Source organism: Brevundimonas sp. (assembly GCF_018608325.1).
Taxonomy (GTDB): domain Bacteria; phylum Pseudomonadota; class Alphaproteobacteria; order Caulobacterales; family Caulobacteraceae; genus Brevundimonas.
On sequence record NZ_JABAZW010000011.1, the window covers coordinates 1 to 19,836 of the forward strand.

Genomic DNA, 19,836 nt, shown 5'->3' on the forward strand with positions numbered 1-19,836 from the left:
GATCGCGCCAGCCCGCCGGACAGCCGGTCCAGACGCCCTGTCTCGCCCAGTGTCAGGGTCAGGGCGCCCGACAGATTGTGATAGCCCCAGTACAGATCGACCTTGCTGGCGTCCGGCAGGACAATGGCGATCAGTTCGATCAGACGGTGGATGGCCGGGTCGAAATAGCGCGCCATGGTCTCGCCGCCGAAGGCCGGGTTGGCGTTGGTCTGGGCCACCAGGGCGGCATAGTGTTTCCAGCCCGGCCCGCCCTTCAGCGACCATTCGAACGGCGGCCGCAGGAAGGCTTCCAGCAGGCCTTCCAGTGTCATGTCGGCCCCGGCGTCTTCGGCGTAACGGTTGATGGCGGCGACGCGGTCGTTGTTCCAGACCTCGGCCCGTCGCAGGAAGACAGCGTCGAACAGTTCGCGCTTGGCGCCGAAATAATAGTGGACCAGGGCTGTATCGACCCCCGCCTCACGGGCCACCTCACGGATGGTCACGCCATAGAAGCCGTGTTTCGAGAACAGGTCCTCAGCCGCATCCAGTATCAGTTCGCGCGTCTCGCCTGCCGCATTGCCCTGTGCCTTTGGGGGGCGTCCACGACGGGAAGGCGCCTCGCCGGGCGGCTTGCGTCGCGCGGCGGCGACAGGGCGCAGCGGAATCGCAGTGTCAGTCTTGCTCATATGCCCACGCTATGCGGCCACAGCCCCTGGTGCAACGGCGCCACGCTCCGGTCGCAGGGTGACGCAAGGGAATAGTGAAGGTTTGACAGCCAGCTCAAAGCGCGTCAACAATCGTGGAAATCATTGAACGCTGAATAAAGGCGTCGATAGGCTGGAAACGACAACAGGGGTTAAGGTCATGAATAATCATGTGAAGTGCGTTCTGCTGGCTGGTGCGGCCTGGGGCGTGCTTGCAGGCGCTGCTGTCGCTCAGGATGGTGAAGCGGCTGCGCAGCGCACCAGCGCAAATCCGAGTGCAGCAACTGTGGACGACATCGTCGTCACCGCTCGCCGTCGCGATGAACAACTGAAGGATGTGCCGGTCGCAGTGTCCGCCATCAGTGGCGAACGTCTGGAGCAGACGGGCGCCACAGACATCACGGCTCTGCAGCAACAGACGCCGAACGCCACGGTCCAGATTGCGCGCGGCTCCAACTCCACCCTGATCAGCTTCATTCGTGGTGTGGGCCAGCAGGACCCGCTGTGGGGCTTTGAACCGGGCGTTGGCCTCTACATCGACGACGTCTATGTGGCCCGTCCGCAGGGCGCCGTGCTCGACATCTTTGATATCCAGCGCATCGAGGTTCTGCGTGGCCCGCAAGGGACGCTGTACGGCCGCAACACCATCGGCGGTGCGATCAAATATGTGACCAAGCGTCTGGGGCAGGACCCCAGCCTGACGGCGCGGGCCGAGGTCGGTTCCTATAACGAGCATAACTTCCTGCTCTCGGGTTCGGTCCCGGTCGGCGACACCTTTGCGGTCGGCGCTGCGATCGCTTCGTACCAGCACGATGGTTACGGCAAGAACCTGAATACCGGTCAGGATCAGTACGACAAGGATGTCACCGCCTATCGCGCCAGTGCGGAGTGGACGCCGAACGACAGTCTGTTCTTCCGTCTGGCCTGGGATCGAGTCGAGGACAACTCCAGCCCCCGTCACGGGCACCGTGAAGTGACCTCGACGGACGGTCTCTGGCATCCTCCTGCAGGCAAGTATGACACCTACGCCGGCATCGAGGGCGAGCAGAAGGTCGTCACGGATGGGGTGTCGCTGACCGGCGAATATCGCGTCAACGACTGGCTGACCCTTAAGTCGATCAGCGCCTATCGCAGCGGCGACACCAAGACCGTCATCGACTTCGACCAGACGCCGGCCGCAACGCTGGATGTTCCGGCCATCTATTCGGACAACCAGTTCACGCAGGAACTGCAGGCCCTGTTCACGGGCGATCGTTGGTCCGGTGTGGCGGGTCTGTTCTATCTGGACGGCACCTCGTCGGGCGCCTTTGACACCATCGCCGGTAACCTGGGCCTGTCGATTGCGGCGTCCGGTTCGGTGGACACCAAGTCGTTCTCGGCCTTTGCCGACTTCAGCTACAATGTGACTGATCGCCTGCATGTCTCGCTGGGCGGGCGTTATACGCAGGACAAGAAGGACGCCTCGGTCCTGCGCCTCTTCTATCTGGGCGCGACGCGTTCGCCGTTCACGGGCGGCGTGGATCGTCCGATCTTTGCGACCCGCACCAACTACAAGGCCTCGGACACCTTCGAGAAGTTCACGCCGCGCGCCAGCATTTCCTATGATTTCAGCGATGAGATCACCGGCTATGCTTCGGTCGGTCAGGGCTTCAAATCGGGTGGCTGGGACATGCGTGGCGACGCCGCCCTGGTCCCCCAGACGGTCAATGGCTACAAGCCCGAGACGGTCACCACCTATGAGCTGGGTCTGAAGGGTTCGGCCTTCGAGCGGCGCCTGAACTTTGCCTCGGCGGTCTTCTATTCGGACTATAAGGATCAGCAGATCACGACCCAGCAGGTCGCCACGGCGCCCGCCGTCGGCATCGCCTCGGTCGTCGACAATGCCGGCGCCTCGACCATCTACGGCTTTGAATTGGAAGGGTCCGCCTTCCTGACCAACGACATCAGCGCCAACTTCTCGCTGGGTTATCTGAAGAACGAGTTCGACAAGTTCATCACTCTGGTCACCGGTTCGCCGGTCGATATCTCCGACACGCGCAAGCCGCAGAACTCACCGGAATGGTCGGCCTATTATGGCATGACCTGGCGCGGTGATATTTTGGGCGGTGAAATCCGCGTGACGCCGTCGCTGTCCTATCGTTCCAGCTACCACCTGTTCGACGCGCCCGATCCGATCCTTGACCAGAAGGGCTATGTTCTGGCGGACGCCAGCGTGGTCTGGATCGCACCCAGCAAGCGTTGGGAGGTCGGGCTGTTTGGTCGCAACCTGACTGACGTGCGTTACAAGGTCGGGGGCTATAGCTTCCCCGGCGCAACCTACAACAACTCGATCAGCGGCTTCTATGGCCCGCCGACGACCTATTCGGCGCGTCTGACCTACCGGTTCTGACCGGCATACGACATAGGCTTGAACAGGCGGCGGTCATTGGATCGCTGCCTGATTTTCTTTGCAGACGATCCGCTTACGGCTAGGCTTATCGTTGATAATAAAAATGTACCCAGGGAGTTGCGATGACCACTGAGGCTCAAACTGCGGAGGGGGTTCGCCCGGCCTATCGCTTCTATGTGCTGGCGGTGCTGGTGCTGATCTACATGCTGAACTTCCTGGATCGGCAGATCATCGGGATTTTGGCGGCGCCGCTGAAGGCCGAGTTCGGTCTGTCGGACAGTCAGTTCGGCCTGCTGGGCGGCATCGCCTTCGCCTCGGTCTATTCGACATTGGCCATTCCTCTGGCCTGGCTGGCGGACCGGTACAGCCGCGTCTGGATCATGACGGGGGCGCTGGCTGTTTGGTCGGGCTTCACCGCCCTGTGCGGCATGGCGGGCTCCTTCACCCAGTTGTTCCTGTGCCGGATGGGCGTTGGCGTGGGCGAGGCGGGCGGCGTGGCCCCGGCCTATTCGCTGATTTCGGATTATTTCCCGCCGCATCAACGCGCACGGGCCCTGGCCGTCTTCGCCTTCGGCATTCCTCTGGGCATGGCGGCGGGCACGCTGGTTGGTGGTCTGCTGGCCGCGACCTATGGCTGGCGCACGGCCTTCATCGTCGTGGGTCTGCTGGGCCTTCTGGTGGCGCCGCTGCTGCGCCTGACGGTGCGTGACCCCAAACGGGGTGGGACGGATGCGGTCAAGACGCAGGCTCAGATTGAGGCTCTGGCCGCGGCGCCTGCCGGTTCCGACAAGGCGGGCAAGATCGCCGCCCAGATCATGCTGGGCATCGGCGCCAGCGCCCTGATCCTGGCGGCTCTGGTCCAGTTCGCGGGCCTGAAGCTGGGCAATCCGCTTCTGTTCGTGTTTGGCGGTTTGCTGGCTGTGGTCATCGGGGTTTCGCTGATGGTGGCGCGCCGCACGGCCTCGGTGGTCATTCCCAAGCGCAGCTTCTGGCTGCTGGCCCTGGGCGCTGCGTCCTCGTCAGTGTGCGGTTACGGCGTGGCGGGCTGGCTGCCGCTGTTCTTCATGCGCAGCTTCAACCTGACCCTGGCCCAGACCAGCTGGTATTATTCCGGCATCGCCCTGATCGGCGGCATTCTGGGCATCTGGATGGGCGGCGCCATCGCCGACAAACTGTCCAAGCGCGGCAAGGGCGCCTATCCGCTGGTTCCCGCCATCGCCTTCCTGATCTCGGCCCCCTGCTTCATCCTGGCGATGAACTCGCCCTGGTTGATCGGTCTGGTGCTGCCGGGCGGCGGCAGCCACTCGCAGCAGTTGATCCTGGCCTTCCTGATCTTCCTGCTGCCCACGGGTCTGAACCTGGCGTGGCTGGGTCCTGTGTCGGCGGCGGTGCAGCATCTGGTGCCGTCGGCCATGCGTTCGACCGCTTCGGCCCTGTTCCTGCTGATCAACAACCTGCTGGGGATCGCGGTCGGCTTCTTCTACTTCGGCTGGATGAGCGATCTGCTGGCCCCCCGTTTCGGCGACGAGAGCCTGCGCTGGGCCATCTACACCGGCATGGGCTTCTATGTTCTGGCTGCTGTGCTGCTGTTCAGCGCTTCGCGCACGCTCAAGCGCGACTGGGTCGACTAACCGCTAGAGCATGATCGTTTTAGACGGAACCGCTGCGCGGTTCCATCTCAGCGGATCAGGCTCTAGACCAAAAGCATGGGCCCCGGCTGTTGCGCCTGCGAACAGCCGGGGCCTATAAGCCCCGCAACTTTCCCAGCAGCGGTTGCGGCGGTCCCTCATGAACATTCACGAATATCAGGCCAAGCAGGTCCTCAAAGGTTTCGGCGCACCCGTCGCCGAGGGCGTGCCCATCACTTCGGCGGATCAGGCGGAAGCCGCCGCCAAGCAACTGCCTGGCCCCCTCTATGTGGTGAAGTCGCAGATCCACGCGGGTGGTCGCGGCAAGGGCAAGTTCAAGGAACTGCCTGCTGACGCCAAGGGCGGCGTGCGTCTGGCCTTCTCGATCGAAGATGTGATCAAGAACGCTCAGGACATGCTGGGCAACACCCTGGTCACCGCCCAGACGGGCGACGCCGGCAAGCAAGTCAACCGCCTCTACATCGAAGACGGCGCCGACATCGCCCGCGAACTGTATTGCTCGCTGCTGGTCGACCGTGAGTTCGGCCGCGTCTCCTTCGTCGTCTCGACCGAAGGCGGCATGGACATCGAAGCCGTCGCCCACGACACGCCCGAGAAGATCAAGTCGGTCGTCATCGACCCGGCTGCAGGCGTGACCGAAGCCGACGTCGCCGCCATCAACGACGCGCTGGCCCTGACGGGTGAAGCCGCCGAAGACGGCAAGTCGCTGTTCCCCATCCTCTACAAGGCCTTCGTCGAGAAGGACATGTCGATGCTGGAGATCAACCCGCTGATCGTCATGGAAAACGGCCGCCTGCGCGTTCTGGACGCCAAGGTCAGCTTCGACGGCAACGCCCTGTTCCGCCACGAAGACATCAAGGAACTGCGCGACGAGACCGAAGAAGACGCCAAGGAAATTGAAGCGTCCAAGTGGGACCTGGCCTATGTCGCCCTGGACGGCAACATCGGCTGCATGGTCAACGGCGCGGGTCTGGCCATGGCGACGATGGACATCATCAAGCTGTACGGCAAAGAGCCTGCAAACTTCTGCGACGTCGGCGGCGGCGCCGGCAAGGAGAAGGTCGCAGCAGCCTTCAAGATCATCACCGCCGACCCCAAGGTCGAAGGCATTCTGGTCAACATCTTCGGCGGCATCATGAAGTGTGACGTCATCGCCGAAGGCGTGGTCGCAGCCGTGCAGGAAGTGGGCCTGAAGGTGCCGCTGGTCGTGCGTCTGGAAGGCACGAATGTCGAACTGGGCAAGAAGATCCTGAACGAAAGCGGCCTGGCCATCACCGCCGCTGACGATCTGGACGACGCTGCTCAGAAGATCGTCGCGGCCATCGGCTGAGTTCGTTCGCTCACCGTCCCTGAAACGGGTCCGGTCGGAGACAGGCCTTGGCCAAGTTCGAAGTGGTCGCTCTGGCGTTGGCGCCGGAGCGGCACATCGCCACCTTCATCGCCCATTACCGGCGCAGAGGCGCGGATCGCATCCGCGTCTTCTTCGACGGCGAGACGGCCTTGGCGGGGGACTTCGAAGGCGGTGAGGTGATCGCCTGCGACGACGGTTTCTGGCGTGATCTGGGTGTTCGCCCCGACAGCGTCGAGAACCGTCAGCGGGCGGTCTATGACCTGGCCTACCGCAGCGCGGACGCCGACTGGCTTCTGGTGGTCGATGTCGATGAGTTCATTCTGGGCGAGGGATCGATCGCCGATCTTCTGGCCAGGATTGAACCCAGCCGGGAATCTGTCATCTTCCGCACGGTCGAGGCGGTCTTTGACGCCCGGCACGACCTGTCCCAGGAGTATGGCGCGGCCTTCTTCCGCAAATCTTATGGAAGGCCGCTCAGCTCCATTCTTCCGCATCTGGTCTATCCGGGGTGCGGCGGGTTCTTCACCAAGGGCCTGCTCGGTCACGACATGGGCAAGCACGCGGTCAGGACGGGGCTTGGCGGCATCGAGGTCGACATCCACGAATCCAAGCGTGACGGGGTTCCGTTTCGGGCCGCATTGGCCAAGACTCTTCACCTCGCCCACTATGACGCCATCAGCCTGGAGCAATGGCGCGCCAAGTGGGATCGGCGGCTGGCGGTTCAGGACACGATGGAGATGGGACGAAAGCGAAGCCTGCAATCGACGATCTACGGCCGGGCGCGCCGCCTGGGCGCCGAGGTCGAACTGTTCAGGCGGATCTATGTCGTCGGCGGATTCCAGACCTTTGTCCTTCGCTGCCTCAACTTGATTATTCCAAATAAAACCAACGATTTGACTGTCTAGAGAGAGCCTCACATGTCCATCCTAGTCAATAAAGACACCAAGATCATCGTCCAGGGCCTGACCGGCAAGACCGGCGGCTTCCACACCGAGCAGGCGCTGGCCTATCACGGCACCCAGATGGTTGCGGGCGTGCACCCGACCAAGGGCGGCACGAACTGGACGGGCTCGCATGGCGAAACCCTGCCGATCTATGCTTCGGTCGCCGAAGCCAAGGAAGCCACGGGGGCAGACGCCTCGGTGATCTATGTCCCGCCTGCAGGCGCGGCCGCTGCGATCATCGAAGCCATCGACGCCGAGGTTCCCTTCATCACCTGCATCACCGAAGGCATTCCGGTGCTGGACATGGTTCAGGTCAAGCGCCGCCTGGAAGGCTCCAAGTCGCGTCTGCTGGGCCCGAACTGCCCCGGCATCCTGACGCCTGACGAATGCAAGATCGGCATCATGCCGGGCTCTATCTTCAAGAAGGGCAATGTCGGCATCGTGTCGCGCTCCGGCACCCTGACCTATGAAGCCGTGTTCCAGACCACCAACGAAGGCCTGGGCCAGACGACGGCGGTCGGCATCGGCGGCGACCCGGTCAAGGGCACCGAGTTCATCGACGTGCTGGAGATGTTCCTGGCCGACCCGGAAACCACCTCGATCATCATGATCGGTGAAATCGGCGGCGGCGCGGAAGAAGATGCAGCCCAGTTCCTGATCGACGAAGCCAAGAAGGGCCGCAAGAAGCCGATGGCGGGTTTCATCGCCGGACGCACCGCACCCAAGGGCCGCACGATGGGTCACGCCGGCGCCGTCGTCTCGGGCGGCAAGGGCGATGCAGAGTCCAAGATCGCCGCCATGGAATCGGCTGGCATCAAGGTCTCGCCTTCGCCCGCACGTCTGGGCAAGACCCTGGTCGAAGTCCTCAAGGGCTGAATTAGGTTCAGCTTTCTCCTTTTCCGAGTGGGAAGGCGAGGCTGTAACAATCCGATCTGCGCATCAAATGTGCGGATGACGGCTCAGATTGGCGCCCCCGACTTTGGTCGGGGGCGTTTTTTTAACCCCTGCGACCAAATTCTCACCGAATTGCCCCCTTTCGGCCATGACCCATTAGGAAAGCGGGCCTATATGAATGGCGCGCCCCTCACGGAGATGTGTCCGGTCGGGTCCAGGGATTAGACGAGAACTATGGCGGACGATGCAGGTCGGCTGAATCAGGTCTTTGCCGAGACCTCTTTCCTCTACGGGGCCAATGCCGCCTACATTGAGGAACTCCACGAGAAGTGGGCCAATGATCCGGCCTCCGTCTCGGGCGAATGGAAGACCTTCTTCGACCAGCTGCGCGACAACGCCGCCAGCGTGAAGGCCTCGGCTGAGGCCGGCGGCTGGGGACGCGGCGTTGCGTCCGAGCCGACCGAAGAGACCGGCGTCTTCGATGGCCGCTGGCCCGCTCCCAAGGTCGATCCCAAGAAGGCGGGTGCTGCACCGGCCGCCGCCGCCAAGGCTGCACCGGTCGAGGTTTCGGCTGACGTCATCCGCGCCGCCGCCCACGATTCCATCCGCGCCCTGATGCTGATCCGCGCCTATCGCGTGCGCGGCCACCTGCAGGCGCAGCTTGACCCGCTCGGCATCGAGCAGCCGGTCGACAACCCGGAACTGACGCCTGAGTTCTACGGCTTCAATAGCGCCGATCTGGATCGCTCGATCTTCCTGGACGGTGTTCTGGGGCTGCAGACCGGCTCGATCCGTCAGGTCTTGGAGATCCTGAAGCGCACCTACTGCGGCACGATCGGCATTCAGTACATGCATATCGCCGAGCCGGAGGAGAAGGCCTGGCTTCAGCAGCGTTTCGAAGGCCCGGACAAGTTCGAGCAGAACGCCTTCACCAAGGAAGGCAAGCTGGCCATCCTGAACAAGCTGATCGAGGCCGAAGGCTTCGAACGCTTCCTGCACAAGCGTTTCCCCGGCACCAAGCGGTTCGGTCTGGACGGCGGCGAGGCCATGGTCCCGGCGCTGGAGCAGGTCATCAAGCGTGGCGGCAATCTGGGCGTTGACGAAGTCGTTCTGGGCATGGCCCACCGCGGCCGTCTGAACGTGCTCGCCGCCGTGATGGGCAAGCCCTACAAGGTCATCTTCCACGAGTTCCAGGGTGGTTCGGCTGTGCCGAGCGACATCGAAGGCTCGGGCGACGTGAAATATCACATGGGCGCCTCTTCGAACCGCGAGTTCGACGGCAACCACGTTCACCTGTCGCTGACCGCCAACCCGTCGCACCTTGAAATCGTCAACCCGGTTGTTCTGGGCAAGGCGCGCGCCAAACAGGCGTTCGACATCCGCGAGGCCAACGAAGGCGTGCCGGAAGGCCAGTGGGCGCTGGACCGCTCCAAGGTCGTGCCGCTGTTGATCCACGGCGACGCCGCCTTCGCCGGTCAGGGCGTCGTGGCTGAATGTTTCGCCCTGATGGGGCTGAAGGGCTACCGCACCGGCGGCACCCTGCACTTCGTCATCAACAACCAGATCGGCTTCACCACCAGCCCGCGCAACTCGCGCTCGTCGCCCTATCCGTCGGATGTGGCGCTGATGGTTCAGGCGCCGATCTTCCACGTCAACGGCGATGACCCCGAAGCGGTCGTCTTCGCCTCGAAGGTGGCCACCGAATACCGCCAGAAGTTCCACAAGGACGTGGTGGTGGACATGTTCTGCTACCGCCGCTTCGGCCACAATGAAGGCGACGATCCCACCTTCACCCAGCCGTTGATGTATTCGAAGATCCGCGCTCAACCTTCGACGCGTGAGCTGTATTCGCAGCGTCTGGTCGAGCAGGGCGTGCTGACCCAGGCCGATGTCGACGCCGAGATCACGCGTTTCGAAGCCTTCCTCGACGCCCAGTTCGAAGCCGGCAAGACCTGGTCCGCTGACAAGGCTGACTGGCTGGACGGCCAGTGGAAGGGCCTGCAGGCGCCCAAGGACGAACCGCGCGGCGAAACCGCCGTTCCCCTGGCCAAGCTGCAGGATCTGGGTCACCGCCTGACCACGATCCCCAACAGCGTCGACATGCACAAGACGCTGAAACGCGTCATCGACGGCCGCCGCGAAGCCATCACCTCGGGTGAGGGCCTGGACTGGGCCACGGCCGAAAGCCTGGCCTTCGCCTCGCTGGTCGATGAAGGTTTCCCGGTCCGCCTGTCGGGTCAGGATTCCGTGCGCGGCACCTTCTCGCAGCGTCACTCGGGCATCATCGATCAGACGACCGAAGAGCGGTACATGCCGCTGAACAACCTGCGCGAAGGCCAAGCGAACTTCGAAGTGATCGACTCGGCCCTGTCCGAAGAAGCGGTGCTGGGCTTCGAGTACGGCTATTCGCTGGCTGACCCCAACACCCTGGTGATGTGGGAAGCCCAGTTCGGCGACTTCGTGAACGGCGCTCAGGTGGTGATCGACCAGTTCATCAGCTCTGGCGAACGCAAGTGGCTGCGCATGAGCGGCCTGACCATGCTGCTGCCGCACGGCTATGAAGGCCAGGGACCGGAGCACTCCTCGGCCCGTCTGGAGCGCTTCCTGCAGCAGTGCGCTGAAGACAATATGCAGGTCGCCAACTGCACGACGCCGGCCAACTACTACCATATCCTGCGTCGCCAGATGCACCGGTCGTTCCGCAAGCCGCTGATCCTGATGACGCCGAAGTCGCTTCTGCGTCACAAGAAGGCGGTCTCCAGCCTCAAGGATCTGGCCGAGGGTTCGTCCTTCCACCGCCTGCTGCGTGACGACGCCGAACTGCGTCCCGACGTCGCCGGCATCAAGATCAAGGCGGACAAGGACATCCGTCGCGTCATCCTGTGCTCGGGCAAGGTCTATTACGACCTGCTGGACGCCCGCGAGAAGAAGGCCAAGGACGGTCAGGCCGTGGACGACGTCTACATCCTGCGTCTGGAGCAGTTCTATCCGTGGCCGATCCAGTCCCTGCGCAAGGAACTGGCCCGCTTCCCGAAGGCCGAGGTCGTCTGGTGCCAGGAAGAGCCCAAGAACATGGGCGGCTGGACCTTCGTCGACCCGTGGTTGGAACTGACGCTCGACAAGCTGGACGTCGCGTCCAAGCGCGGTCGCTACGTCGGTCGTCCCGGCTCCGCCTCCACGGCGGCGGGCCTGATGAGCCGACACCTGAAGGAACTCGAGACCTTCACCAACGAAGCCTTCGCCTGATACACCCCCAAAAGACCGACCTAGAGACAAGCTGGACCTGACATGGCCGACATCCTGACCCCCGCACTCGGTGAATCCGTCTCCGAAGCCACCATCGCGAAATGGACCAAGAAGGTCGGTGATGCGGTCAAGAAGGACGAAGTTCTGGTCGAGCTTGAGACCGACAAGGTCTCGCTGGAAGTCGTCTCGCCTGCAGACGGCACCCTGAGCGACATCAAGGCCGGTGAGGGCGACACCGTCGTCCCCAACACGGTCCTGGGCGTGGTCTCGGAAGGCGCGTCGGCGGCTCCGGCCAAGGCCGCTGCAGCGCCCAAGGCTGAGGCCAAGTCGGCTCCGGCTGCTGCGGCCCCTGCCGCCGCCGCCATCGACATCACTGTGCCGGTGATGGGCGAAAGCGTCGCTGAAGGTTCGATCGGCAAGTGGGTCAAGAAGTCCGGCGATCAGGTCAAGAAGGACGAACTGCTGGTCGAGATCGAAACCGACAAGGTCGCGGTCGAGGTTTCGGCTCCGGCTGACGGCGTCCTGACCATCGCCGACGAAGGCGCGACCGTCACTCCGGGCCAGAAGATCGGCTCTGTCGCCGCTTCGGGCGCCGCCTCCGCACCTGCGGCTGCTGCCCCGGCTCCGGCTGCTGCGCCCGCCAACACCGGCTCGGCTCAGGTTTCGGGCGCCAAGAACGAAACCCTGTCGCCCGCCGTTCAGCGCGTGGTCGGTGAAAACAACCTGGACCCCAAGGCCATCGCCGCCACGGGACCGAAGGGCAACATCACCAAGGCGGACGCCATCGCCGCCATCGGCGCCGCCGCTCCGGTTGCTGCTCCCGCCGCTGCTGCGCCTGCCGCGCCGCGCGCCGACCAGCCGCGCGAAGAGCGGGTGAAGATGACGCGCCTGCGTCAGACCATCGCCCGTCGCCTGAAGGAATCCCAGAACACGGCCGCTCAGCTGACCACCTTCAACGAGGTGGACATGACCAACGTCATGGCCCTGCGCGCCCAGTACAAGGATGTCTTCGAGAAGCGCCACGGCGTGAAGTTGGGCTTCATGTCCTTCTTCACCAAGGCGGTTGTCGCGGCCCTGCACGAAATCCCGGCGGTCAACGCCGAGATCGACGGCACCGACATCATCTACAAGAACCATTACGACATCGGCGTCGCCGTCGGCACCGACAAGGGCCTGGTGGTTCCGGTCCTGCGCGACGCCGACACCCTGTCGCTCGCCGGCATCGAAAAGGGCATCGGCGCACTGGGCAAGGCCGCCCGTGACGGCGCCCTGACCATGGACCAGATGCAGGGCGGCACCTTCACCATCACCAACGGCGGCACCTATGGGTCGCTGATGTCGACGCCGATCCTGAACGCGCCGCAGTCGGGCATCCTGGGCATGCACAACATCGTGCAGCGTCCGATGGCCATCAACGGCGAGGTCAAGATCCGCCCGATGATGTACCTGGCGCTCAGCTACGATCACCGCATCGTCGACGGCAAGGAAGCCGTGACCTTCCTGGTTCGCGTCAAGGAACTGCTGGAAGACCCGCAGCGCGCCCTGCTGGACCTGTAAGACCTGAAAAGGCGGCGAGGCTCTCGCCGCCTTTTCTAATTCCGATGCTGGCCGTTCAGAGCGACAAGGCGGTGATCAGCGACAGGGCGACGATGCCCAGGATCAGCGTCATGCCTGCCCAGTGCACTGTCCGAAGACGACGGGGCAGGCTGTTGCCCCAGAATGCGCCCGAGGACGCCAACGCCAGAGCCATGCCCCGGCCAAGGTTGCGGGTTGTCAGGTCTGGGGGAGGCAGGTCGTCTTCATCGTCGGCGGCGAACTCTCCTCGCGCCGCGCGCGCCAGCAGATCACGCGCCACCTCCACCTGATCCGACGGAGCCATAAGCCGCAGGCCCAGAGCCCGCTGCATCAAAGGATCGACGGTGGTCTGGAAACGCTCGGTCACATCGACGTCGATGCCTCGGTCGGCCAGGAAGGCCGCCGCCAGATCGGCTTCATACACATCCTGAAAACGGACGATCTCGGCCAGGGCCATGGTGTGCTCGCGTCACTTGGGGCTTGAGCGGCGCATTATGGCGCCGGAGGCGAGGGCGCACCACGCAAAAGCTGGGGTTGCGCATCTTGGAATCTGCAATCGTGAACGTCGATTAGTTACAGTGGTATGCGTAAGCTCGCATATCGCCGGTTGTGTCTTAAAGGTTTCGATCCGCCGCCGATCGCTCGTCTTGCGTACTTTGCCGGATTACAGCGCGCGAAAACGGTGGCCATATTCTCGCCATGGAATGGGCGGCGCGCGCAATCGGGGTATTCTATGTCATGGGGGGCTCCTGCTGTTGGGCCAGTCCTGGCTGAACTGGCGCCTGCAATGGGAGCTGTCGCGGTTCGTGCGAATCCGTCTGGCTGAATATGTCGAAGAACTGACGACCGCGCTTGGCGGGGCGATGGTGCTGGTGTCGGGGCTGGCCTTGGCGATGCTCAGCACCTGGGCGGTGGCGGCTTTCGTTGCGGGCTGGGTCGTGCAGGCGATCTATCTTCTGTGGGTCAGTCGGGGCGCATGGAGCCGCAGCGCCTTCGTGGTTCGCTGCCGCCGCCAGAGCGTTCACGCCTTCGCCGGTTTCACCGCCGTGACCGCCCTGGTGCTGTGCCTGCCCCTGATGGGGCTGCTGCGCTGATCAGCCGAACTCGGCTTCCAGATCGGCCAGACGCGCGGCCTGATCCTCGGCGATCAGGGCGTTGAGCAATGGGTCGATGTCGCCTTCCATGATCTGGGGCAGGCTGTGCAGGGTCAGGTTGATCCGGTGATCGCTGACCCGACCTTGAGGATAGTTGTAGGTGCGAATCCGTTCTGACCGGTCGCCCGATCCGACCTGAGACTTGCGCGTGTCTGATCGGGCCAGATCCTTGGCCTGACGCTGCATGTCGTACAGGCGCACGCGCAGGTTCTTCATCGCCTTGTCGCGGTTGACGTGCTGGGACTTCTCCGAGGACGTCACCATGATGCCGGTGGGCAGGTGGGTGATGCGAACTGCGGAATCGGTCGTATTGACGTGCTGGCCGCCGCTGCCTGACGAGCGATAGGTGTCGATGCGGATGTCCTTGTCGTGGATTTCGATCTCCACGTCCTCGACTTCAGGCAGGACCGCAACGGTCGCGGCCGAGGTGTGGATGCGGCCTTGCGACTCGGTCGAGGGCACGCGCTGGACGCGGTGGACGCCGCTCTCGAACTTCAGCCGCCCGAACACGCCTTCGCCCGTGACCGTGGCGATGATTTCCTTATAGCCCCCGGCATCGCCCTCGGTCGCCGAGTCCAGTTCGATCCGCCATCCGCGTGTCGAGGCATAGCGCGAATACATCCGGAACAGGTCGCCGGCGAACAGGGCCGCCTCGTCGCCGCCGGTGCCAGCGCGCACTTCCAGCACGGCCGAGGCGTTCTCGTCGGCGTCACGCGGGGCCAACAGCAGGGCGACCTCGTGTTCCAGGCCCGGCAGGGTTTCACCCAGAAGCTGAAGCTCGTCCTGCGCCATGGCCGCCATCTCGGGATCGGCCATCATGGCTTCCAGATCGGCCATCTCGGCGCGGGCGCGGGCCAGACCCTGCACGGCGTCGGCGACGGGCTTCAGTTCGGCGTGTTCTTTCGCCAGACGCACGATTTCGGCGCCGTCGGTCGCCGCGCCCATGCGCGCCTCGACTTCATGGAAGCGGTCGAGAACCTGGTCGAGACGGGCCTGAGGCAGACGCAAGGCGGGAAAATCCTGAGGAAGAGGGAGGGCGTCCTTACCGCGTCAGGCCCCGTTCTGTCGATTATAACCGCAGCGCAAGGGGCGGCGCCGGGTTTGTGATCCCCGATAACGATGGCGTCAGGCGCGGTTACAGATCGGGTTCCAGCCGTTAACAAATGCCCAAGCTTCAAATGAGGAGGACGGAAATGTTCGATCGCCCGCCCCAATCGACGCCCGGAACCGCCATTCCGATCGATGACGCCGCCGCCAGCGTGGAGCGTCTGTGCAGCCAGTACGACAGCCGACTGAACGACAACAACGGCGAGCTTTCCCCGCAGGACGAGCGGGAGCTGAAGGCCATGGCCGCCATCTATGATCTGGATACGGATCGTTCGCCCGCCGAGGTCTGGCGTGACCTGCGCGCCGTCATCACCCGCCAAATCCCACTCCCCAACGAGGATACGCCATTGACCGCATCGACTGCGCCCCTGACCCTGCTGGTTGTCGAAGACGACGCCGATTCCGCCGCCGCCCTGACCGAACTGCTGACCGAGGCTGGCCACAGCGTGGTCGGCCCCTTCCACAGTGCGGCGGCGGCAGAGGCGGCGGCGGCCCTGCATCACATCGACGCCGCCCTGTTGGACATCAACCTGTCGGATGACCGCACAGGCATCGACCTGGCCCGGTCGCTGACCGACCGTTGGAAGGTGCGGGTCGTCTTCATCTCCGGGGACGTGACAGCGGCGGCCCAGCACGCCGATCTGGCCGAAGCCCTGGTGTTGAAACCCTATACCGGGCCTCAGATCCTTGAGGTCGTGGCGCGATTGGGTGAACGCATCGACGCCTGACAGCAGGCGCGACTTGCGTTGCAGCGGCGGGCGGGCGATCACAGCCTATGCTGTCGAACCGCTCCCGCTATGCGCTGCGTGCGATGATCCATCTGGCGGGCCTGCCGGGCGGCGGGCCTGCGACTATTGCCGACATCGCCGAGGCCTCGGCGGCGCCGCGCAAGTTTCTTGAGGCCATACTTCTGGATCTGCGCCGCCAGCACCTGCTGGCGTCCAAACGCGGACGAACCGGCGGCTACGCCTTGGCGCTTCCCGCTGATGCGATCAGCTTCGCCGACGTGATCCGTGCGCTGGAGGGGCCCTTGGCCCTGGCGCCCTGCGCCTCCCGCACCGCCTATGGCCCGTGCGAGACCTGTCTCGATGTGGAGACGTGTCCCCTGCGTCCCGTGCTGAGCGACGGCCGCGACGCCCTGGCGTCAGTGTTCGAGGCGCGGACGCTGGCTCAGGCCGTGGCGAGCGCCTGAACAAAAGCGGCGAGACAGCTTTCGCCATCTCGCCGCCCAAGCCAGATCAATGCGCGCGTTCGCGGAAGCGGCGCAGGAACTCGCTGATGTTTTCCTTGATGGACTTCTCGTTGGCCTTCTTCAGTCGTTCAACACCGCTGAAGGCTTCTCCCAGGGTGGCGGTGCCTGTGGCCGCCACGATCTCGTTGAACAGGGCGTGTCCGTCTCTGGTGACGATGTAGCGCACCTCGCTGGTCACTGACATGTCCAGACCCATGAGCGGCTGCTTCAGCTCAACCAGGGCCGCGTCGACAGTAATCGGAGACCCTGACGACCCCAGATACCCCGCAGCATCGAGCGAGGCCTCTAGCGCCGTTTTGAAGTCGGCGTTTGACACCTGAGCGGTCCAAAGCGGATTGGTGGTGCTCCCGCCTGAAACATTAACGGTGGCGACGGATTTGTAGCCCGTGTCGCCAGTCGAAACCGTCAAGCCGGGCGTGGCAGGTACAGTCATTAGGGCTGGGTTTGACGGGGTGGCGCATGCGGCCAGACCTGTAACCGCCGCAAGGGCGGCCACAGTCATCAGTGATCGGATCATCAGGGGTTGGTTCCTGCGCTCGAAGCGGCAGCCGTCGCCGAAACAGGGTTTTGAGCCGTCGAGGCTTGAGCCGTGGGCTGCAAGACCACCACCAGCGGATTGGGCTTCAGGTCGTTCATCGCGCCTGAGGTGGCATCCACTGCGCCGCCGATCAGACCGCCGACCAGGATATTGCCTGCCATCGCCGTGCCGCCCGCGCCGGAGACGCCGCTGGTGACTTCGACGGTCTGGGACGCATAGCCGTCCAGCGCCACCGTGACGCGGAACGGGTCCTTGCGCGGCATACGGAAGGTGCAGGGCGTGCTGACGCATTCGAAACCGTTCGAGGTGCTGGCCCGTGCGCCGGGAGGCGTGGTTTCGACGGTGAACTGTTGTGTGGTGCCGCGCGTAATTGTGGCGCAGGCAGGTAGAGACAGCGCCAGGCTTGCAAGCACGAGCGCGCGCGCGCCGAAGCGCACGTTGATGGTGGAAATCATTGACCCCTCAGTCGATAGGAGCACGTCGAGTTGACGGCTCGCATCGTTCCAGTTGCATTGGTTGCAACCTGCGTCAATCATGAACCGATGCTATTTCGCGCAGCATGGACGCCGCGCATCATCGAAGGGTGAAAGACGGCTGGGCCGGCGCCTTAAGCCCCTATTCCGCTGGCTCCAGAGCCGGTGATGCGGCTTCCAGGGCAGCGCGGGCGGCGTTCAGTTCGGCCGCCTTTTCTTCGACCAGTTCGACGATGTGGTCGATCATGCCGTCGTTGGCCTGTTTGTGGGCGATCTTGCCGTTCAGGTAGATCATGCCCGCGCCCTTGCCGCCGCCGGTGAAACCGATGTCGGTATAGAGGGCCTCGCCCGGTCCGTTCACCACGCAGCCGATCACCGACAGGCTCATGGGCGTGGAGATATGGGCCAGTTTCTCTTCCAGCAGGGCCACCGTCTCGATGACGTTGAAGCCCTGACGCGCGCACGACGGACAGGCGATGATGTTGACGCCCCGGTGGCGCAGACCCAGCGACTTCAGGATGTCGAAACCGACCTTGATCTCTTCGACCGGATCAGCGGCCAGGGACACGCGGATGGTGTCGCCGATGCCCGCCCACAGCATGGAGCCCATGCCGATGGCCGATTTGATCGTGCCGGTGCGAAGGGGGCCTGCTTCGGTCACGCCCAGGTGCAGCGGGCAGTCGATGGCGTCCGCCAGTTGCTGATAGGCGGCCACGGTCAGGAAGGGGTCGGACGCCTTCACCGAAATCTTGAACTCGTGGAAGTCGTGGTCCTGCAGGATGCGGGCGTGGTTCAGCGCGCTCTCGACCATGGCGTCGGGGCAGGGCTCGCCGTATTTCTCCAGCAGCTCCTTCTCCAGAGATCCGGCGTTGACGCCGATCCGCATGGAGCAGCCGTGATCCTTGGCCGCCTGGATCACGTCACGGACGCGGTCAGCCGAACCGATGTTGCCGGGGTTGATCCGCAGGCAGGCCGCGCCCGCCTGGGCCGCCTCGATGCCACGCTTGTAGTGGAAGTGGATGTCGGCGACCAAGGGCACCTTGGCCTCGCGCGCGATGATCTTGAACGCTTCGGTCGATTCTACATCGGGGCAGGAGACGCGCACGATGTCGGCGCCCGCCTCTTCCAGTTGGCGGATCTGATCGATGGTCGCCGCCGCATCGGACGTCGGCGTATTGGTCATCGACTGGACGCTGATGGGGGCGTCGCCGCCCACCAGAACGGAGCCGACGCGGATCTGGCGGCTCTTGCGGCGCTCGATGTGGCGCCAGGGTCGGACGTGCGTATGGTCGCTCATGATGGCCCTCATATAGGCCGATGATGACGGCGGGACCACGGCCCTCGCATCACATCATTGATCAGGGTTGCGGTGTGTAGGGACGGGGGCCTGAGGTCACGGTCACAGGTCGTGGGGCGGCGGCCTGCGGGCGGGACTGGGGCGCGGGCGCGGCGGCTTCGCGATTGGCCTGACCGGCCCGCGCGCTCAACTGCGCCAGCGACGTCTGCAGCGCAGGCAGGGGCCCGCCATGTTCGCCATTCAGATAGACGTCGAAGGCGGCTGGGTCCGACACGTCGATGGTCGCCGACACGCCCAGCGGCGCGCGCCAGGCCTCGCCCGCCGCCAATTGACGGGCGAACAGTACGCGGTCGCTGCCCATTCGCACGACGAATGCGCCGGGTTTCTTGGCCTGGATCACGACCTGAGACGCGTTGGCCGGGGCGCCATAGACGGCGCCGCGCGGGTTGAAGGCCTTTTGCACCGTCGCTGCTGGTGCAAGGGCGGCGTCTCCGCCTGTGGGATCGTTAGGGTCGACGCCGGTCAGTTCAGCCTCAAGTCCGCGCGTGATGTAGGGGGCGGGCGTCGTCTGATCCTGCGGCGCGGCGCGCGGGGCGCCCAGGTCCATCTCGTGGGCGGCGGCTGCGCCCTGGGCCCAGGTGTTGGGCAGGGTGGCGATGTCGGACGGGTGCGGCGCCTGAACCCGGCTGATGCGCTGAAACACGTTCCAGCCGATGACGGCGACGGCGGCGATGATGATGCCCGCCATGATGCGGGGCGTGTTGCGCTTGACGTCCTCGAAGGCGATGCCCACCGGCGCCTTCAGCGGCACGGAGGTGTCGGGGCTTTCGCGCTTGAACCGTTCGACGGCCAGTTGTTCGTCCAGGCCCAGCGCCCCGGCATAGGCGCGCACATAGCCGACCGCGAAAACGCGCGAGGGCAGGGATGACCAGTCGTTCTGCTCCAGCGCCGTCAGAAAGCGCGCATTGACCTTGGTCTCGGCGGCCAGGATCGCCAGCGTCTTGCCGGACTGTGCGCGGGCATGGCGCAGGGCCAGGCCCAGGCTCGCCGCGTCGTCGATAGAGTGGTCGGCGTGGCCCAAGGCGTGATCGGGCGTATCGACGATCGGACCCCTATCCCGCGCCATGACGTCCGCCTCCAAAATCGGCCCCGTATTCGGAACGGTTTCTCGCGCCGTACTCAAAAGGTCCCACCGGATAAGATGTCATGAAAACGGGCCGCGCCTCTGGCGGTCGCGCCTGAATTGCCCTTTGTGGATAAACTAATCCGGCCTCGCCAGCAACG

Annotated in this window: 17 protein-coding genes; 10 read left to right on the forward strand and 7 right to left on the reverse strand. The window is 64.2% G+C overall.

All coding sequences use genetic code 11. The features are described from left to right. Positions 1 to 665 (reverse strand): TetR/AcrR family transcriptional regulator (locus QZ281_RS01115; protein ID WP_292223679.1); only part of this gene is annotated, 665 nt, incomplete at its 3' end. A 178-nt stretch (positions 666 to 843) separates the two neighbouring features. Here QZ281_RS01115 and QZ281_RS01120 point away from each other — a divergent pair. From QZ281_RS01120 to odhB, 7 genes are all read left to right on the forward strand, one after another. After that, positions 844 to 3,072 carry a TonB-dependent receptor gene (locus QZ281_RS01120; RefSeq protein WP_292223682.1) on the forward strand — a complete coding sequence of 743 codons (2,229 nt, stop codon included), beginning with the start codon at positions 844 to 846 and terminating at the stop codon, positions 3,070 to 3,072. Positions 3,073 to 3,194: 122 nt separating this feature from the next. Further along, a complete protein-coding gene (locus QZ281_RS01125) occupies positions 3,195 to 4,703 on the forward strand; it encodes an MFS transporter (RefSeq protein ID WP_292223684.1) in 1,509 nt (502 codons plus the stop codon). Between the two features lie 157 nt (positions 4,704 to 4,860). Beyond that, positions 4,861 to 6,051 carry an ADP-forming succinate--CoA ligase subunit beta gene (gene sucC / locus QZ281_RS01130; protein WP_292223686.1) on the forward strand — a complete coding sequence of 397 codons (1,191 nt, stop codon included), beginning with the start codon at positions 4,861 to 4,863 and terminating at the stop codon, positions 6,049 to 6,051. 47 nt (positions 6,052 to 6,098) lie between these two features. Continuing rightward, positions 6,099 to 6,977: a glycosyltransferase family 2 protein gene (locus QZ281_RS01135; protein ID WP_292223704.1), complete on the forward strand. Its 879-nt coding sequence runs from the start codon at positions 6,099 to 6,101 to the stop codon at positions 6,975 to 6,977. A 12-nt stretch (positions 6,978 to 6,989) separates the two neighbouring features. Next, complete coding sequence (sucD, locus tag QZ281_RS01140; RefSeq protein ID WP_292223706.1) at positions 6,990 to 7,892, forward strand: succinate--CoA ligase subunit alpha; 903 nt, start codon at positions 6,990 to 6,992, stop codon at positions 7,890 to 7,892. Between the two features lie 252 nt (positions 7,893 to 8,144). After that, positions 8,145 to 11,156: a 2-oxoglutarate dehydrogenase E1 component gene (locus QZ281_RS01145; protein WP_292223709.1), complete on the forward strand. Its 3,012-nt coding sequence runs from the start codon at positions 8,145 to 8,147 to the stop codon at positions 11,154 to 11,156. Positions 11,157 to 11,198: 42 nt separating this feature from the next. After that, positions 11,199 to 12,713, forward strand: coding sequence for a 2-oxoglutarate dehydrogenase complex dihydrolipoyllysine-residue succinyltransferase (gene odhB, locus QZ281_RS01150; RefSeq protein ID WP_292223712.1), 1,515 nt, complete (start codon positions 11,199 to 11,201; stop codon positions 12,711 to 12,713). Between the two features lie 55 nt (positions 12,714 to 12,768). Here odhB and QZ281_RS01155 read toward each other — a convergent pair whose 3' ends face one another. Further along, on the reverse strand, positions 12,769 to 13,188 hold the full coding sequence (locus QZ281_RS01155; protein WP_292223715.1) for a hypothetical protein: 420 nt from the start codon (positions 13,186 to 13,188) through the stop codon (positions 12,769 to 12,771). 298 nt (positions 13,189 to 13,486) lie between these two features. Here QZ281_RS01155 and QZ281_RS01160 point away from each other — a divergent pair, with 298 nt between their 5' ends. Then, positions 13,487 to 13,825: a hypothetical protein gene (locus tag QZ281_RS01160; protein WP_292223718.1), complete on the forward strand. Its 339-nt coding sequence runs from the start codon at positions 13,487 to 13,489 to the stop codon at positions 13,823 to 13,825. Here the strand turns inward: QZ281_RS01160 and prfA are convergent, their stop codons facing one another. After that, positions 13,826 to 14,893: a peptide chain release factor 1 gene (gene prfA, locus QZ281_RS01165; RefSeq protein ID WP_292223721.1), complete on the reverse strand. Its 1,068-nt coding sequence runs from the start codon at positions 14,891 to 14,893 to the stop codon at positions 13,826 to 13,828. 185 nt (positions 14,894 to 15,078) lie between these two features. Between prfA and QZ281_RS01170 the strand changes: the two genes are divergently transcribed. Further along, a complete protein-coding gene (locus QZ281_RS01170; RefSeq protein ID WP_292223723.1) occupies positions 15,079 to 15,720 on the forward strand; it encodes a response regulator in 642 nt (213 codons plus the stop codon). A 47-nt stretch (positions 15,721 to 15,767) separates the two neighbouring features. Then, positions 15,768 to 16,184 (forward strand): Rrf2 family transcriptional regulator, encoded by a 417-nt coding sequence (locus QZ281_RS01175; protein WP_292223726.1) that lies wholly within the window; start codon positions 15,768 to 15,770, stop codon positions 16,182 to 16,184. A gap of 46 nt (positions 16,185 to 16,230) precedes the next feature. Here the strand turns inward: QZ281_RS01175 and QZ281_RS01180 are convergent, their stop codons facing one another. The 4 genes from QZ281_RS01180 to QZ281_RS01195 all read right to left on the reverse strand — a co-directional run bounded on the left by QZ281_RS01180 (position 16,231) and on the right by QZ281_RS01195 (position 19,678). Beyond that, positions 16,231 to 16,761 (reverse strand): hypothetical protein, encoded by a 531-nt coding sequence (locus tag QZ281_RS01180; RefSeq protein ID WP_292223729.1) that lies wholly within the window; start codon positions 16,759 to 16,761, stop codon positions 16,231 to 16,233. Continuing rightward, entirely contained in the window at positions 16,761 to 17,318 is a 558-nt protein-coding gene (locus tag QZ281_RS01185; RefSeq protein ID WP_292223732.1) for a translation initiation factor 2, read from the reverse strand. The genes QZ281_RS01180 and QZ281_RS01185 overlap by 1 nt, the downstream gene beginning before the upstream one ends. A 79-nt stretch (positions 17,319 to 17,397) precedes the next feature. Continuing rightward, entirely contained in the window at positions 17,398 to 18,555 is a 1,158-nt protein-coding gene (ispG, locus tag QZ281_RS01190; protein WP_292223759.1) for a flavodoxin-dependent (E)-4-hydroxy-3-methylbut-2-enyl-diphosphate synthase, read from the reverse strand. A 58-nt stretch (positions 18,556 to 18,613) separates the two neighbouring features. Further along, the gene (locus QZ281_RS01195; protein WP_292223735.1) at positions 18,614 to 19,678 is read right to left on the reverse strand and encodes a helix-turn-helix domain-containing protein; all 1,065 of its coding nucleotides are present in this window, start codon (positions 19,676 to 19,678) and stop codon (positions 18,614 to 18,616) included. Between the last annotated feature and the right edge of the window lie 158 nt (positions 19,679 to 19,836).